Source organism: Massilia sp. BAP21, from assembly GCF_057801335.1.
Genome location: NZ_CM173596.1, coordinates 516,930 through 532,654 on the forward strand (window position 1 = coordinate 516,930; position 15,725 = coordinate 532,654).

15 protein-coding genes and 1 tRNA gene are annotated in these 15,725 nt (G+C 64.2%); 8 read left to right on the forward strand and 8 right to left on the reverse strand.

Features of this window, described 5'->3' with window-relative positions:
• Positions 1-38 precede the first annotated feature (38 nt).
• From ACWYRN_RS02290 to ACWYRN_RS02305, 4 genes are all read left to right on the forward strand, one after another.
• Complete coding sequence (locus ACWYRN_RS02290) at positions 39-1,070, forward strand: glycosyltransferase family 2 protein (protein ID WP_488690947.1); 1,032 nt, start codon at positions 39-41, stop codon at positions 1,068-1,070.
• Position 1,071: 1 nt separating this feature from the next.
• On the forward strand, positions 1,072-2,025 hold the full coding sequence (locus tag ACWYRN_RS02295) for a glycosyltransferase family 4 protein (RefSeq protein ID WP_488690948.1): 954 nt from the start codon (positions 1,072-1,074) through the stop codon (positions 2,023-2,025).
• A 132-nt stretch (positions 2,026-2,157) separates the two neighbouring features.
• Positions 2,158-2,718, forward strand: coding sequence for a D-glycero-alpha-D-manno-heptose-1,7-bisphosphate 7-phosphatase (locus ACWYRN_RS02300; protein ID WP_488690949.1), 561 nt, complete (start codon positions 2,158-2,160; stop codon positions 2,716-2,718).
• On the forward strand, positions 2,715-3,830 hold the full coding sequence (locus ACWYRN_RS02305) for a glycosyltransferase family 9 protein (RefSeq protein WP_488690950.1): 1,116 nt from the start codon (positions 2,715-2,717) through the stop codon (positions 3,828-3,830). The genes ACWYRN_RS02300 and ACWYRN_RS02305 overlap by 4 nt, the downstream gene beginning before the upstream one ends.
• 151 nt (positions 3,831-3,981) lie before the next feature.
• On the opposite strand, the gene ACWYRN_RS02310 is transcribed toward ACWYRN_RS02305, so the two are convergent.
• Positions 3,982-5,481 (reverse strand): SGNH/GDSL hydrolase family protein, encoded by a 1,500-nt coding sequence (locus ACWYRN_RS02310; RefSeq protein WP_488690951.1) that lies wholly within the window; start codon positions 5,479-5,481, stop codon positions 3,982-3,984.
• A 216-nt stretch (positions 5,482-5,697) separates the two neighbouring features.
• Entirely contained in the window at positions 5,698-6,936 is a 1,239-nt protein-coding gene (locus tag ACWYRN_RS02315) for an MFS transporter (RefSeq protein ID WP_488690952.1), read from the reverse strand.
• A 126-nt stretch (positions 6,937-7,062) separates the two neighbouring features.
• Between ACWYRN_RS02315 and ACWYRN_RS02320 the strand changes: the two genes are divergently transcribed.
• A complete protein-coding gene (locus ACWYRN_RS02320) occupies positions 7,063-7,851 on the forward strand; it encodes an AraC family transcriptional regulator (RefSeq protein ID WP_488690953.1) in 789 nt (262 codons plus the stop codon).
• 133 nt (positions 7,852-7,984) lie between these two features.
• Here the strand turns inward: ACWYRN_RS02320 and ACWYRN_RS02325 are convergent, their stop codons facing one another.
• The 4 genes from ACWYRN_RS02325 to ACWYRN_RS02340 form a co-directional block, all read right to left on the reverse strand.
• Entirely contained in the window at positions 7,985-8,293 is a 309-nt protein-coding gene (locus ACWYRN_RS02325; RefSeq protein ID WP_488690954.1) for a MafI2 family immunity protein, read from the reverse strand.
• Positions 8,294-8,493: 200 nt separating this feature from the next.
• Positions 8,494-8,991 (reverse strand): hypothetical protein, encoded by a 498-nt coding sequence (locus ACWYRN_RS02330; RefSeq protein ID WP_488690955.1) that lies wholly within the window; start codon positions 8,989-8,991, stop codon positions 8,494-8,496.
• A 256-nt stretch (positions 8,992-9,247) separates the two neighbouring features.
• Positions 9,248-9,324: transfer RNA gene (locus ACWYRN_RS02335), tRNA-Pro, on the reverse strand.
• 71 nt (positions 9,325-9,395) lie between these two features.
• Positions 9,396-11,282, reverse strand: a complete 1,887-nt coding sequence (locus ACWYRN_RS02340; RefSeq protein ID WP_488690956.1) for an MFS transporter — start codon at positions 11,280-11,282, stop codon at positions 9,396-9,398.
• Positions 11,283-11,603: 321 nt separating this feature from the next.
• Here ACWYRN_RS02340 and ACWYRN_RS02345 point away from each other — a divergent pair, with 321 nt between their 5' ends.
• A complete protein-coding gene (locus ACWYRN_RS02345; RefSeq protein ID WP_488690957.1) occupies positions 11,604-11,810 on the forward strand; it encodes a hypothetical protein in 207 nt (68 codons plus the stop codon).
• 28 nt (positions 11,811-11,838) lie between these two features.
• Here ACWYRN_RS02345 and ACWYRN_RS02350 read toward each other — a convergent pair whose 3' ends face one another.
• The gene (locus ACWYRN_RS02350; RefSeq protein WP_488690958.1) at positions 11,839-13,158 is read right to left on the reverse strand and encodes a homoserine dehydrogenase; all 1,320 of its coding nucleotides are present in this window, start codon (positions 13,156-13,158) and stop codon (positions 11,839-11,841) included.
• Between the two features lie 16 nt (positions 13,159-13,174).
• Positions 13,175-14,401, reverse strand: coding sequence for a pyridoxal phosphate-dependent aminotransferase (locus tag ACWYRN_RS02355; RefSeq protein WP_488690959.1), 1,227 nt, complete (start codon positions 14,399-14,401; stop codon positions 13,175-13,177).
• Positions 14,402-14,557: 156 nt separating this feature from the next.
• Here ACWYRN_RS02355 and ACWYRN_RS02360 point away from each other — a divergent pair, with 156 nt between their 5' ends.
• Positions 14,558-14,935, forward strand: a complete 378-nt coding sequence (locus tag ACWYRN_RS02360; protein WP_488692762.1) for an Mth938-like domain-containing protein — start codon at positions 14,558-14,560, stop codon at positions 14,933-14,935.
• Between the two features lie 325 nt (positions 14,936-15,260).
• On the forward strand, positions 15,261-15,683 hold the full coding sequence (locus ACWYRN_RS02365; RefSeq protein WP_488692763.1) for a peroxiredoxin: 423 nt from the start codon (positions 15,261-15,263) through the stop codon (positions 15,681-15,683).
• Positions 15,684-15,725: the final 42 nt, after the last annotated feature.

The window sequence follows — 15,725 nt, forward strand, 5'->3', positions numbered from 1 at the left end:
AATCAGGCAAGTCGGTCTTTCAACACAGGGAGGCGAGCATGCACGAAACAAATGCGGGAACCGTCGGCACCGGTGTCGGGCCGCCGCTCGGGATGGCGGTTGCCGTCTCGGTCGTGGTGCCCACCTGCGGCCGCATGGACCTGCTCGACCGCTGCCTCGACGCCCTCAGCCGCCAGACCCTGCCCGCGGCCAGCTACGAAATCATCGTCGTCGACGACGAACCGAACCACAACACCCTGCATCTGGTGGCGGGCTGGCGCGCCCGCACCGTCGAGCGCGGGCCGCGCCTCGTGTACATCGCCAATTCCGGCCAGCACGGCCCGGCGGCGGCGCGCAACCTCGGCTGGCGCACGGCCCAGGCCTCCATCATCGCCTTTACCGACGACGACACCGTGCCCTCGCCCACCTGGCTGGCCCAGGGCCTGGCCGCCTTCGGCGAACACGTCGACGTCCTCTGCGGGCGCGTGGAAATGCCGCTGCCGGCCACGCCCACCGACTACCAACGCACCGCGCGCCAGCTCGAAACCGCCGAATTCGTGGCCGCCAACTGCTTCTGCCGCAAGAGCATCCTCGAACGTCTCGATGGCTTCGACGAGCGCTTCACCGAACCCTGCCGTGAGGATTCCGACCTGCACTTCCGCCTGCTCGGCATCGAGGCGCGCATCGTGCGGGCGCCGCAGGCGCTGGTGGTGCATCCGCTGCGCCCGGCCCCCTGGGGCGTGAGCCTGCTGCACACGCGGCGCGCCGTGTTCGACGCCCTGCTCTACAAGAAGCATCCCGGCCTGTACCGCGCCAAGGTGGAACCGGCGCCGCGCTGGGACCATTACCTCGCGCTGGCGGCCCTGCTGCTGGCCCTGGCCGGCTGGCTGGCGGGCAGCGCGGTTGTGTTCGGCGTGGCCGGCCTGGCCTGGCTCGGGCTCACCGCGCGCCTGTGCCTGCAGCGCCTGCGCGGCACCGCGAAAACCGCCTCCCATATCGCCGAGATGATCGTCACCTCGGCCCTGATTCCTCCGCTGACGGTGTTCTGGCGCCTGGCCGGCGCCGTCCGTTACCGCGTCCGCTTCACCTGAGGTGTCTATGCGCCGACTCAAGGTCCTGACCTGGCATACCCACGGCAGCTATCTGTACTACCTGTCGCAGGCGCCGCACGACTTCTACGTCCTCTCCATGCCGGGCCGCCCGCCCGGCTACGGCGGCCGCTGCGGCCACCTGCCCTGGGGCGACAACGTGCACGACCTGCCGGTGGCGCAGGTGCGCGGCCAGGAATTCGACTGCATCCTGTTCCAGGACGACCACCAATGGGAAAAGGACCAGTACGCCTTCCTCACGCCCGCCCAGCGCGCGCTGCCGCGCATCTACCTCGAACACGATCCGCCGCGCGCCCACCCCAGCGACACCCCGCACCCGGTCGACGACCCGAACGTGCTGCTGGTGCACGTCACGCCCTTCAACGAGCTCATGTGGGACAACGGCCGCACGCCCACCACCGTCATCGAGCACGGCGTGCTGGTGCCCGACAACGTGCGCTACCGCGGCGAGCTCGAGCGCGGCCTGGTCATCAGCAATCACCTGGGCCGGCGCGGGCGGCGCATGGGGGCCGATTTGTTCCTGCGCGCGCGCGCCGAACTGCCGCTCGACCTGGTCGGCATGGCGGCCGAAGAGCTGGGCGGCATCGGCAACATCCCGCATGCGCAGTTGCCGGCCTTTGCATCGCATTACCGCTTCCTGTTCAGCCCGATCCGCTACGCCAGCCTGGGCCTGGCCGTGATCGAGGCCATGATGACCGGCATCCCCGTGGTGGCCTTTGCCACCGCCGAAATGGCCACCGTCATCGAGGACGGCGCCAACGGCTATTCCGACACCCGCTTCGCGCGCCTGGCCGAATGCATGCGCGAGCTGCTGCGCAGTCCTTCGCTGGCACGCGACATCGGCCAGGCCGGCCGCCGCCGCGCACAGGAACGCTTCTCGATCGAGCGCTTCAGCGCCGACTGGGACGCCGCCCTGCGCCAGGTCACCGGCAGCTAGCGCGAGGCTGCGTGCCCCAGGTCCACCCGCATTCGCGAAACGCCCAATGATGAGGAGCAGACATGGCAGTGATGCAGGAAAAGACGCAAGAAGCGGCGCTGTTGACGATGAACGACACCACCTGGCCCTGACATGAAAGCGATCTTTCTCGACAAGGACGGCACGCTGATCGACAAGCTGCCGTACAACGTGGAACCGCGCCGCATCCGCCTGGCCGCCGGCGCCGGCCCGGCATTGCGCCTGCTGGTGAAACTCGACTACCGCCTGTTCGTGGTCAGCAACCAGTCCGGCATTGCCGAAGGCCGTTTTCCGGAAGATGCCATGCATGCGGTCGGCGACCGTATCGCCGACCTGCTGTTCCGCGAAAACCTGGTGCTCGACGGCTTTTACTATTGCCCGCACCATCCCGGCGGCACGGTGGCGCCGTATGCCATCGAGTGCCACTGCCGCAAGCCATTGCCGGGCTTACTGCTGAAAGCGGCAGTCGAGCACGGCGTCGATTTGCGCTCGTCCTGGATGATCGGCGACATCCTGCACGATGTCGAAGCAGGCAACCGCGCCGGCTGCCGCACCATCCTGCTCGACAACGGCAACGAAAGCGAATGGCACCTCGGTCCGCGCCGTATCCCCACCCGCATGGCGCCCGACCTGTACGCGGCCGCCGTACTCATCGCCAGCCACGAGAACGAATGACACACCTCTGGACCCAGGCCCGGCACGTGCTGTGCGTGCGCCTCGACGCGCTCGGCGACGTGCTGATGTGCACGCCCGCCATGCGCGCGCTGCGTGCCCAGCACCCCGAGCGCCGCCTGACGCTGCTGACTTCGCCCGCCGGCGCGGCGCTGGCGCCCTACCTCGACGATGTCGACGCCGCCATCGCCTACGAGGCGCCGTGGATGAAAAGCAGCGCCGACCTGCGGCCCGAACAGCACCGAGACTGGATCGCCACGCTGGCCGGGCAAGGCTTCGACGCTGCCGTGATCCTTACCTCCTATAGCCAGAGCGCGCTGCCGGCCGCCTTGCTGTGCCAGCTCGCCGGCATCCCCTTGCGCCTGGCCTATTGCCGCGAAAAGCCGTACCAGCTGTTGAGCGACTGGATCGCCGACCCGGAACCGGGCGCCATGGTGCGCCACGAAGTGCAGCGCCAGCTCGACCTGGTGCGCCACGTCGGCGCCGAGATTGCGGACGAGCGGCTGGCGTTCACCCCCGTGCCCGCCGACATCGATGCGGTACGCGGCAGGTTGCGGCAAGCCGGCATCGATCCGGATGGGCGCTGGCTGGTGCTGCATCCCGGCGCCAGCGCCCCGTCGCGCCGCTATCCGCCGCATCACTGGCAGACCCTGGTGCGGGAACTGGGCGAACGCGTCAAGTGTCCGCTGGTCTTTACCGGTGCGCCGCACGAGGCCGCGCAGATCGCGCAGATCGTGGCGCCCGCCAGGGAGTCAGGCGGCGCCCCGGTCCACTCATTCGCCGGGCAATTGCATATCGGCGAACTCGGCGCGCTGCTGTCCCAGGCCTCGCTGGTGGTGAGCAACAACAACGGCCCCGCCCACCTTGCCGCGGCGGTCGGCGCCCCGGTAGTCGACCTGTGCGCGCTGACCAATCCCCGGCACACGCCCTGGCGCGTGCCGAGCCGCGTGCTGAACCACGACGCCGACTGCCGCCACTGCGAACGCAGCATCCGCCTGCATGGCCACCACGACTGCCTGGAAAAACTGGCGCCAGGTCAGGTGGTGGACGCGATCGCCAGCCTGCTCAAGCAGACCGAGCCATATCGGCGAAAGGAGATGCGCATGGTTTCATGATCCTCGGGCCCTTTGCCCGGCGCACCGCCAACGCCTGGTCACGCCACCTGCCTGCAGCGCGTATGTGCGCGTATGTGCGCGTAAGTGCGCGTACCTGCGCATATTCAGGCCGTATGCGGGCTGCACATCCCGACCGCGTATCCCGGGCCGACTATTTGCGCAGCTTCTGCCCGGCCGGCGCCAAAGCCGCCCCGCTCGAACGGAACAACTCGAGCGGAATCGCATTCGCCATCGCCTGCATGCCCAGGTCGTTCGGGTGCAGGTGGTCGCCGCTGTCGTAGGCCGGCAGCATGCGCGTCGGGTTGGCCGGGTCGCGCACGGCGCGGTCGAAGTCGATCACGGCGTCGAATTCGTCGCCGCTGCGGATCCAGTTGTTCACGGCCTGGCGCACGGCTTCCTTCTCGGGCGAGTAATAGCCGGGGAAGACCGTGCCCTCGAACGGCGTCAGCGTCGCGCCGTAGACCGGAATGCCCTTGGCATGGGCGCGCGCGATCAATTGCCGGTAGCCGGCGATCAGGTCCTGCGCCGTCACGGTTTCCGTGACCGGGATGGTGCCGGTGCCCGGATGGCCGATGTCGTTGATGCCGATCAGGACGATCAAATGGCGCACGCCGCTGGTGGCCAGTACGTCGCGGTCGAAGCGCACCAGGGCAGCGCGGCCGAACAACGGCTGCTCGCCGGGATCGCGCAGCAGGCGGTCGCCGCCGATGCCACGGTTCACCACGCCCAGGCGGCTGTTCAGCGCGCGCAGTGCCGGCGCCACGGCGCCCGGTATGGCCTGGACGGCGCCCTTGCCTGCGTTGGTATTGGCGCTGGCATTCATGCGCGTGCTGGCACCACTATTCATGCCTGCGGCGGTATTTGTGCTGGCGCCGCCGGTCGCGGCATCGCGCGTGGTCTGCAGCCGCAGCGCCAGCAGGTCGGGCCAGCGGCGGTTGGCGTCGACGGTGGTCACCGCGCCATCGGTAATCGAATCGCCCAGGGCAACAATCGCGCCGGCACCCGGGGCGCTGACGTCGACTTCGGTCAGGAAGGGCCAGGAGGTGATGGTGCGCTGGGTCGGCAGCGTGGCCGCGGCAGTGAAATTGCCCGGCAGCGAAACGTAATTCGTCTGGAAGGCCGAGCCGTGGATGGTGGTGGCCTGGACTTCGCCCGGCAGGTAAAGGCTGACGGCGAGGTCGCCCAGGGCCGGCACGTCGAGGTCGACCGGGTCGGACAGCACTGGCGCCCCGGCCGGCACCGTGATCGAGGTCGATCCGCTAAAGGTCAGCGCACGGTCGCTACCGGCCACGATGTCGGCGCCGGCCTGGCGCAGTGCGATGTGAGCGGCGCCGATGCGCAGGGGCGTGCTGCCGAGTTCATTCGACACACGGATGCGCACCTGCTTGCCGCCGATGCTGGTGTGCACGATCAGGCGCAGGGTCTGGTCGGTGAAAGTTTGCGTTTGCGCCGGCAGCGGCGGCCCGGCCGGCGCCGTGCCCCAGGTGCCGACCCATTGCTGGCTCGGGTCCCACAAGCCCTGGTCGGCCTGCGCGCCCAGCGGCAATGCCAGGCTGGCCAGCGCCAGCGTGCCGGCGGCCAGCAGGGTGCGCATCCGGGTGAACAGGCGCGTCGATGGGAGAACGGGGTCGGACAAGTTCAGTGAATGCATGTTTGCTCCTCGTTGTTGGGTGCGCCGCCAGCACCGCGAACGCGGCTGTTTGGCGGAACGCCCAATCTAACGAGCTTAACCGTTGCAAACAAGGTACGCGCGGAGAGCAACATTGCGCGATGTCGAAACCCGCGCAAAAAACCGATGAGTTAAGGGAACTTTATTGAAGCGGCTAAATAATCACCGTTTCCACCCAGTCCGCATCAAGCCCGCCGTTCAGCTTCGGTTTGCCTTGCGCGCATTCGGCAGGAAGGCCGTCGCCAGGCCCAGCAGCGGCAGGAAGGAAATCACGCCGTACACCCAGACGATGCCGTGCTTGTCGGCCAGCTCGCCCAGCCCGGCCGCGCCGATGCCGCCGATGCCGAACATCAGCCCGAACATCAGGCCCGACACCATGCCCACGCGTCCCGGCACCGCTTCCTGGGCATACACCACCAGCGCGGCAAAGGCCGACGACATCGCCAGGCCGATGGCAATCGCGAGTACCGCCGTCCAGAACAGATTCGCGTAAGGCAGCGCCAGCGCGAACGGCGCCACGCCCAGGAAGGAAATCCAGATCACCGCCTTGCGGCCGATGCGGTCGCCCACCGGTCCGCCGGCAAAGGTGCCGGCTGCCACGGCCGCCAGGAACATGAACAGGAACATCTGGCTGTGCTGCACGCTCAGATGGAAGCGCTCGATCAGGTAGAAGGTGAAGTAGTTCGTGAACGAGGCGATGTAGACGAATTTGGCGAACATCAGGATGCAGATCACGGCCACCGCGCGGATCACGCCGGCACGGTCCAGGCCCGCGCCCTGGCCCTGCGACAGGCTTTTCGCCTTGGCCGCGCCATGGTGGCGGCCCCAGTTGCTCAGGCGCGTCAGCACCAGGATGGCGACAATCGCCACCACCAGGAACCAGGCCACCGCCCCCTGGCCGTGGGGAATGATGATCGCCGCCGTCAGCAGCGGGCCGATCGCGCTGCCGGAGTTGCCGCCGACCTGGAAGGTCGACTGCGCGGTGCCGAACTTGCCGCCCGAGCCCAGGCGCGCGATGCGCGAGGCTTCCGGGTGGAAGGTGGCGGAACCGATGCCGATCACGGCCGCCGCCACCAGCAGCATGTGGTAGCTGTTCGCCGTGGCGAGTAAAGCAATGCCGACCGCCGTCATCACCATCCCGGAAGGCAGGAGCCAGGGCTGCGGATGCTTGTCGGTGTAGATGCCGACCCAGGGCTGCAGCAGCGAAGCCGTGATCTGGTAGACCAGGGCCAGGATGCCGATCTGGCCGAAGTCCAGCGCGAAGCTGCTTTTGAGCATAGGGAAGATCGCCGGCAGCATGGCCTGGATCATGTCGTTGAGCAGGTGGGCCACGGCCGCGCCGCCGACGATGGGCAGCAGGAAGCCGTGGGGCTTCTCGGCAGTCAGGGACGTCGGCGCAGCATCCGGCGTACCGAGTTGGGAAGGTTTGGCAGTCATGAAAGATCGAAGTATGAACGGCGCCCTGCCCGGCTGATCCAGGGGAAGCTAGCGCAATCCTGAAGCATAGGGCAGCCGGCGGTGACCGTCTCCCGCTAAGCTGCCACCACCTGTAGAATTCCTGCCATGGCCAGTTCGAACAAACCCTTGCACCCGTCCGAAAAACATCCGCACTTCGACCACCTGCCCCGCCCGCTCGTGGTCATGGAAAACCGCTGGCCGGCGGGTACCTCGACCGGCTGGCATACCCATCCGACCGGGCAATTGCTGTATGCGACCGAAGGCGTGATGCTGGTGAACACCGATGCCGGCTCCTGGGTCGTCACGCCGAACCGCGCATTGTGGATGCTGCCGCGCCTGCGCCACAACGTCACCATGTCCGGCGACGTCCTGATCCGCACGGCCTACATCGACGTGGCGAAAGTGCCGACGCTGCCGCTGGAAAGCTGCGTGATGAACGTCTCGCCGCTGCTGCGCGAATTGCTGGTCGAAGCCGTGCACATTTCACCAAGCGAGGAACCGCAGGGCCGCGACGCCCGCCTGATCGATTTGCTGCTCGACGAAATCCGCATGTCGCCGGTGCTGCCACTGCACCTGCCGATGCCGGATGAAGGACGGCTAAGAAAGCTGTGCCGCGCACTGCGCGACAACCCGGCGGCGGACAATAGCGCAGCCGAATGGGCGGCATCGATCGGCGTTGCCGAGCGCACGCTGCACCGCATGTTCGTGAAAGAAACCGGCATGACCTTCGCCACCTGGCGCGAGCAGGCGCGTCTGTTGCATGCGCTGCAGCGGATCGCGAACGGCGACAAGATCATCGACGTCGCGCTTGATTGCGGCTATGCCAGCCCGAGCGCGTTCGCGGCCATGTTCAAGCGCCATTTCGGCGTGACGCCGACCAGGTTTTTTGCATAAACACCCAGGGATAGCGAACAGGCGATAAAGGTGACTACCCAGCGTGGCGCAGCCTGATTCCAAGTTGACACAAAGACCTGAACGGCTGCTAACGACCCAAAGCGGACTCTGTTCATACGACGGGATAAGGCCTTTAAGTAGATACTTCCCGTCGGGCGAAAACCGCTCGCTCGTCGTCGCGCATGGGGACTGGTTGTGGAGCATCGTGCCGCTCACAGACCAACGAAATATCGTGGTTCGGGAAGCTGGCCATCATTTCGGTCTCAACCTCAAGCATGACTTCTGCGTCGTCCTCACGGATAGGACCGTTGAAGACAGCGCGAACCCGAATTTCGCTCGCATTCCATCTGCACAGAACCTTCCGAACATCAGGTCCAACCGCTCCCAGAAGCGCCACCTGCATTGTGAGCAACACGCCTACGCGTAAATCATTATCTTGCATCGTGACCTCGTCGCGTCTTAGATTCCATTTGATTGCCTACGTTAAGGTCTGCTTATGGCCGGTAGCAGTCGGTCAGCCAGCATAGCAAGTTGCCGAGCTGACAAACTCTCAGACTGTCACGAGGATCGTCTCCCGACCCGATGCGGAAGTCTATGTCCTAGGCTGAGCCGTCGCAGATCGTACATTCGTTCCGTACCGAGCTAGAGGACGCTTTCTGCCCGTTTAAACCGTATGTAGATTGTCTCAATTAGGGCGTGCTTGCCTACAAGTTCGGGATGGTTTGGCCAAGCTGTCACCACCACCCGGACGTATCGCCAGTCGATCAGGTCCAGTAGATCCCAGTCAAAGAAGGAAACAAACGAAAGTACCGCGTCGGCTGTGAACTCGGTTTGCGGATGGTCCCAGTAGCCTGAGGCCGTTTCTCGATTTAGCATCCAGGGCGCGAATTCGCCATGTGCCAATATGAGCGAGATTTGCGTTTGTGGCTTTCCGTAAGCGCCGCATGTCAGTCCAGCCGGCATGGCGACCAGCGCATCGAATAGATGCGCTTCGAGAAGCGAGAAACGCTCTTGAGCATTCCAAGCTCCGTCGTCGTCCTCGCCCGTTCGGAAATAGTTGTTAAACAGTTCTCGACTAGCCAAGCGAAATCTCGCCATCGCTGAGTGAATGTTGAATTCAGAAACTACGAAATTGGTCATGTCGGCGCGCCTCAGTTCTTCAATCAACTCGTCAGAAAACACACCTGCACGACTGTCCGCTCCTGGCCGATTGCGGACATTAGAATGGCCCAGTGTACGATGGTATTACTTGGACAACAAGAATCGAATGCCGTACGCCACGGCGCTACCTTGCAAAGATAAAACTCAGAGGTAAAAACTGTAAGGTGAATGTACGGCAAACCGGACCACAAAAGAAAAAGGCCAATCCGAAGATTGGCCTTTTTCCCTGATTCTTTGGTCGGGGCGAGAGGATTCGAACCTCCGACCCCGTGCACCCCATGCACGTACGCTACCAGGCTGCGCTACGCCCCGACTAGTCAACAATTATACCAGAGACAGGAAAATGTCTTAGGTTTTTGTCACAGTCGAGTCATGTTCCAAACTCACTTCCAGTCTCCGCGCAGCGCGCTCACCTGTTCGTACAGGTACTCCGGCGTCGCCTCCTGCGGCGGCACCGGTGCGCCCACCGCCAGCGCCAGTTTCGAGCGCAGGCCGCGCGTCAGCGAGCGCTCGAACACGTTCCCCGGATCGCGCGTGAACACGCTGCCCCACAGCCCGCGCAGCGCCATCGGAATCACCGGCACCTTGCTGCGCTCGACGATCTTCGAAATCCCGCCACGGAATTCACTCATGTCCCCGGTGCGCGTCAATTTCCCTTCGGGGAAGATGCAGACCAGGTCGCCCTGGTGCAGGGCTTCGGCGATGTCGATGAAGGCGCGCTCCATCAGGAAAGGATCTTCCTTGGCCGGCGCAATCGGAATCGCCTTGGCGGTGCGGAAGATCCAGCCGAGGAAAGGCGTCTTGAAGATGCGGTGGTCCATCACGAAGCGGATCGGGCGCGGGCTGGCGGCGCCGATCACCAGCGCGTCGACGTAGCTGACGTGGTTGCATACCAGCACGGCCGGGCCGTCGTCCGGAATCCGGTCGACGTCCACGGTCTTGACGCGGTGGATGGTGTGGATCAGCAGCCAGGCCAGGAAACGCATCAGGAATTCCGGCACCAGCGAGAAGATGTACAACGCCACCAGGGCGTTCAGCAGCGCGGTGACCAGGAACATCTGCGGAATCGTAAAGCCCTGCCCCAGCAGCAGGATCGCCACGCCGGCGGCGGCCACCATGAACAGCGCGTTCAGGATGTTCATGCCGGCGATCGTGCGCGACACGTGCTTGGGGTCGCAGCGGGTCTGGATCAGCGCGAACAGCGGCACGATGAACAGGCCGCCGAAGACGCCGATCAGCACCACGTCAGCCAGGATGCGCAGCGTGCCCGGCAGCGCCAGCAGGGCCGCCGCGCCGACCGTCGCGGTATTCGTGTACGCCAGGCTGGCAAAGTACAAATCGATGCCGAACACCGACAGGCCGATCGCACCGAACGGCACCAGGCCGATCTCGACCTTATGGCCAGACAATTTTTCGCACAGCAGCGAGCCGGCGCCGACGCCCAGCGAAAACACCGTCAGCAGCAGCACGAATACGCTGTTGTCGCCATGCAGGTAATCCTTGGCATACAGCGGGAATTGCGACAGCACCAGGGCGCCGTAGAACCAGAACCAGGAATTGCCGAGCATGGACAGGAACACGGTGCGGTTCTGGGCCGAGAAGCGCAGGTTGCGAATCGACTCGGCAATGAAATTCTTGCTGACCTGCAGTTCTGGCGCCGGCGCCGGCGAGGCCGGGATGCGCCAGCTGGTCGCCAGGCCGAGCAGCGCCACCGCGAAGCTGGCGCCAGCTACCAGTTCGATGCCCCAGGGCTTGTGCACCACGAGCAGGGCGCCGAGTACCTGGCCCAGCAGGATGCCGACAAAGGTGCCCATTTCGATCACGCCATTGCCGCCGACCAGCTCTTCCGGCTTCAGGTGCTGCGGCAGGTAGGCATACTTTACCGGCCCGAACAGGGTCGAATGCACGCCCATGCCGACCACGGCGGCGATCAAGAGCCACAGCGTGTGGGTCATCCAGCCGATGCCGGCCACCAGCATGATGCCAACTTCGAGCAGCTTGACGAAGCGCGACAGCCTGCCCTTCTCGACCTTGTCGGCAATCTGGCCGGCGGTGGCGGAAAACACGACATAGGGCAGGATGAACAGGCCGGGTATCAGGTTGTTCAGCAAGCCGGGTTCGAGCGTGGTCCAGGACAGGGCGTCATAGGTGAGCGCCACCATCAGCGCCGTCTTGAACAGATTGTCGTTGAAGGCGCCCAGGAACTGGGTCCAGAAGAACGGCGAAAAACGGCGTTGGGACAACAGGGAAAACTGGCTCGATTGGCTCATGCTTCGGTCTCGTAGGCGTCGGTGCGGATGGCGGTGTGTAATTTACAATACCTCGCCAGGCTTGAATACAACTATTTCCCGTGTAGCAATTCAGCCGCTGATAGTAATACTTCTGGTAGCAGCGCGCGATACCGCCGCCACGGTGTCGAACGCGGTCATTGAGGTCGAGCAAGCGCAGCGTCGCCAATCCATGTATCCGGCTCAAGGTATGGCGCAACACTAAAAAGAAGTTCGGTTGACGGCGCCAAAACGCGTTTGAGACAGCGCAAACGCCCTCCCCGTCCACCTTGTTGTGCAGTGCAGCGTGAGTAGAATGCTCGGATGAATTCTCCCAAGCTCCCCAAGCTCCAGCAGCGCGCACCCGATGCGCTGCTCGACGATATCGAGCAAGACCTGCTCGACCTCGCCACCGCCTCGCTCGACGACGACGGCGCCTCGCCCCCCACGGTTACCACCAGCGTCGACGAGTTCGATAACGAATTCCTGGCCGAGCTGAGCCTGACAGACAGCGGCCGCCCGCCCTGCTAGGACGCGGCGGCCTGGGCAAGCCAGCCGCTCAGCTCAGCGTCTCGAGCCTGATCCGGATCACCTTGCCGACCACCGAACCCAGCGCCTCGATGCGCGCAATGGCGGCGTCGACGTTCTTTTCGCGCGTCTGGTGCGTGATCATGATGATGTCGGTGCGGGCGTCGCCGCGGGTTTCCTTTTGCAGCACGGCGTCGATCGAGATGCCGGCGTCAGCCAGGATGCGGGTCAGGTCGGCCATCACGCCGAGCTGGTCGTTCACGTACACGCGCAGGTAATAGCTGGTCGTGATTTCCGACATCGGCAAAATCGCCACATCGGTCATCTGGTTCGGCTGGAAGGCCAGGTGCGGCACGCGGCAGTAAGGGTCGACCGTGGCCAGGCGCGTCACATCCACCAGGTCGGCGATCACGCTCGATGCGGTCGGTTCCGAGCCGGCGCCCTTGCCGTAATACAGGCTGGCGCCGACGGCGTCGCCGTGCACCAGCACCGCGTTCATGGCGCCTTCGACGTTTGCGATCAGGCGCGTGGCCGGGATCAGGGTCGGGTGCACGCGCAGCTCGATGCCCTCGACGCCATCGGTATGCACGCGGCGGGTGATGCCCAGCAGCTTGATGCGGTAGCCCAGTTCCTCGGCGTAACGGATATCGTCGGCCTGCAGCTGGCTGATGCCTTCCACGTGGGCCTTGTCGAACTGCACCGGGATGCCGAAGGCGATCGCCGACATGATGGTCAGCTTGTGCGCCGCGTCCACGCCTTCGATGTCGAAGGTCGGATCAAGCTCGGCATAGCCGAGTTCCTGCGCCTGCTTCAGGACGGTCGGGAAATCCAGGCCCTTGTCGCGCATCTCGGACAGGATGAAGTTGGTGGTGCCGTTGATGATGCCGGCCACCGATTCGATGCGGTTGGCGGTCAGGCCTTCGCGCAGCGCCTTGATGATGGGCACGCCGCCAGCCACGGCCGCCTCGAAGGCGACCATCACGCCCTTTTCCTGGGCGGCGGCAAAGATCTCGTTGCCGTGCAGGGCCAGCAAGGCCTTGTTGGCGGTGACCACGTGCTTGCCGTTGGCGATGGCGCGCAGCACCAGTTCGCGCGGCAATTCGTAGCCGCCGATCAGTTCCACGACGATGTCGATGTCGGGATTGTCGACCACCAGGAAGGGATCGCCGACGATCTCGCAGCGGCCTTCCGTCAGGCGCTCGGCGCGTTCGAGGTTGCGCGCGGCAACCATGGTGATTTCGATGCCGCGGCCGGCGCGGCGGCGGATGTCTTCGCCGTTGCGTTGCAGGACGTTGAAGGTGCCGGCACCGACGGTGCCGATGCCGAGGAGGCCAACTTTGATGGGATTCATGAGCAGTGTGTCAGTTTCAGCGCGCGTGGCGTCGTCGGTAACCGTCGAGGAAGCGGGCGATACGGCCGCAGGCATCGGTCAGGTCGTCGGAGTTGGGCAGGAAGACCAGCCGGAAATGGTCCGGCGTAGTCCAGTTGAAGCCGGTGCCCTGCACCAGCAAGACCTTTTCCTCCGCCAGCAGCTCGCAGATGAACTGCTGGTCGTCGGCGATCGGGTACATCGCCGGGTCCAGGCGCGGGAACATGTAGAGCGCCGCTTTTGGCTTGACGCAGGACACACCCGGAATGTCTGTCAGTAACTTGTACGCGAGATCGCGCTGCTTCAGCAGGCGCCCGCCAGGACGCACCAGGTCGTCGATGCTCTGGTAGCCGCCGAGCGCGGTCTGGATCGCAAACTGCCCCGGCGCATTCGCACACAGGCGCATCGAGGCCAGCATGTTCAGGCCTTCGATATAGTCCTTCGCGTGGCGCTTTTCGCCCGACACCACCATCCAGCCGGCGCGGTAGCCGCAGGAACGGTAGTTCTTCGACAGGCCGTTCAGGGTGACGAACAGCACGTCGTCGGCCAGCGCGGCGATCGACTCGTGCACATGGCCGTCGTACAGCACCTTGTCGTAGATTTCGTCGGCGTAGATGATCAGGCCATGCTGGCGCGCCAGCTCGATGATCTCGAGCAGGATTTCGCGCGGATACAGGGCGCCGGTCGGGTTGTTCGGGTTGATGACGACGATCGCGCGCGTGTTCGGCGTGATCTTGCGGCGCATGTCGGCGATGTCCGGCATCCAGTCGGCCTGCTCGTCGCAGATGTAGTGCACCGGCGCGCCGCCGGCCAGGCTGACGGCGGCCGTCCACAGCGGATAATCCGGGGCCGGCACCAGCACTTCGTCGCCATTGTTCAGCAGGCCCTGCATGGCCATGACGATCAGTTCCGATGCGCCATTACCCAGGTAAATGTCGTCGATGCTGACACCCGCGACTTTCTTTTGCTGGGTGTAGTGCATGATCGCCTTGCGCGGCGCGAACAGGCCCTTGGAATCGGTATAGCCGGCGGCGCCGGACATATTCCGGATCATATCCTGCATGATCTCGTCGGGCGGATCGAAACCGAAGACGGCCAGGTTGCCAATATTGAGCTTGATGATCTTCTGGCCGTCGTCTTCCATCGCGCGCGCTTTTTGCAGTGCGGGGCCGCGGATCTCGTAGCAGACATCGTCGAGCTTGTTCGATTTCAGAATCGGTCGCAAATTGTCACCTTTAATTGGCCCGCATGTTGCAGTGCGAAAAATACCATTCTGCCGAAAGCGCCAGATTTACGCAATACGCATCCGGGAGCAGGCGAAAAGAGCGGGAGGGACGGAAGGCTTATAATGGGCGGCTCTTTTGCTTATCTTTCCGACGCCATGAAGCTGCATTCCGACGACAACCAACAATACCAGACCGTGACCGGCTACGATGCCTCGGGCGTCGAGATCAATGCCGAGCGTTTCAACTACAGCCTGCTGGTGATGCCGGAAACGCCGCCGCGCGCCTGGGACGTGAAGCGCTTCGAAGACCTGACGGCCGCCCATTTCGAGCAGATCGCCGCGGATCAGCCGGACGTCGTCATCCTCGGCACCGGCGAGCGCCAGCGCTTCGTGCATCCGCGCCTGATCACTAGCCTCACCGACAAGCGCACCGGCGTCGAAAGCATGGACAGCCAGGCCGCCTGCCGCACTTATAACGTGCTGATGGGCGAAGGCCGCAAGGTGACCCTGGCCCTGATCATCGACCCGGCGTAAATCCGTGTAAATCCTGCCGGGCGCCTCGGATAGCCGGTGAACGATATTTGCATCGGCGGTTCTTCATGCAAATATCCTTTGCATCGACGTTCAATCGAACACCCCTCCTTTGGCCCCGTCGTGTAAATTCCAACTATTGTGGTTGAAAGGCAATCTTTCGCCCCCATCTGGCGCATCGAGCACCGCCCGGGTGACGTATCAGCACTACCACCCGGCAGCGGCGCAGATTATGATGAGGGCTCCAAGTCCAGCCCAATACCAGTCCAGGAGAATTCACGTGGCCGACAGCCCAAGCGCAGCATCCGTAGAGAACTTTAGCGCCGCCATGACCGGCGACCAGACCTTCCAGCTTGGCGGCCGTCCCGCGAAGTACACGGTGCTGTATTTCTACCCCAAGGACAACACCCCCGGCTGCACCACCGAGAGCATCGCCTTCCGCGAGAAGTACGACGAATTCCTGGCCGCGAATACCGAGATCTACGGCATCAGCCGCGATTCGCTGCGTTCGCACGAAGGCTTCAAATCCAAGCTCGGCCTGCCTTTCGAACTCATCTCCGACCCCGAGGAACTGGTGTGCAACCAGTTCGGCGTCATGAAGATGAAGAACATGTATGGCAAGCAAGTACGCGGGGTCGAGCGCAGTACGTTTGTCGTTGACGCTCAAGGCCGATTGGTGAAAGAATGGCGTGGCGTGAAAGTTGCCGATCACGTCGATGAAGTGCTGGAATTTGTGAAGAGCCAGCCTTGAACGGATGGCTCCAGTCGATCAACCTGCTGGACCCTTATCGCT

Coding starts and splice junctions, on each gene's coding strand:
- ACWYRN_RS02345 (WP_488690957.1), top strand. CDS start 11,604: ATGAATTCTCCCAAGCTCCCCAAGCTCCAGCAGCGCGCACCCGATGCG.
- ACWYRN_RS02360 (WP_488692762.1), top strand. CDS start 14,558: ATGAAGCTGCATTCCGACGACAACCAACAATACCAGACCGTGACCGGC.
- ACWYRN_RS02350 (WP_488690958.1), bottom strand. CDS start 13,158: ATGAATCCCATCAAAGTTGGCCTCCTCGGCATCGGCACCGTCGGTGCC.
- ACWYRN_RS02290 (WP_488690947.1), top strand. CDS start 39: ATGCACGAAACAAATGCGGGAACCGTCGGCACCGGTGTCGGGCCGCCG.
- ACWYRN_RS02310 (WP_488690951.1), bottom strand. CDS start 5,481: ATGCATTCACTGAACTTGTCCGACCCCGTTCTCCCATCGACGCGCCTG.
- ACWYRN_RS02340 (WP_488690956.1), bottom strand. CDS start 11,282: ATGAGCCAATCGAGCCAGTTTTCCCTGTTGTCCCAACGCCGTTTTTCG.
- ACWYRN_RS02325 (WP_488690954.1), bottom strand. CDS start 8,293: ATGCAAGATAATGATTTACGCGTAGGCGTGTTGCTCACAATGCAGGTG.
- ACWYRN_RS02330 (WP_488690955.1), bottom strand. CDS start 8,991: ATGACCAATTTCGTAGTTTCTGAATTCAACATTCACTCAGCGATGGCG.
- ACWYRN_RS02305 (WP_488690950.1), top strand. CDS start 2,715: ATGACACACCTCTGGACCCAGGCCCGGCACGTGCTGTGCGTGCGCCTC.
- ACWYRN_RS02365 (WP_488692763.1), top strand. CDS start 15,261: ATGACCGGCGACCAGACCTTCCAGCTTGGCGGCCGTCCCGCGAAGTAC.
- ACWYRN_RS02300 (WP_488690949.1), top strand. CDS start 2,158: ATGAAAGCGATCTTTCTCGACAAGGACGGCACGCTGATCGACAAGCTG.
- ACWYRN_RS02320 (WP_488690953.1), top strand. CDS start 7,063: ATGGCCAGTTCGAACAAACCCTTGCACCCGTCCGAAAAACATCCGCAC.
- ACWYRN_RS02315 (WP_488690952.1), bottom strand. CDS start 6,936: ATGACTGCCAAACCTTCCCAACTCGGTACGCCGGATGCTGCGCCGACG.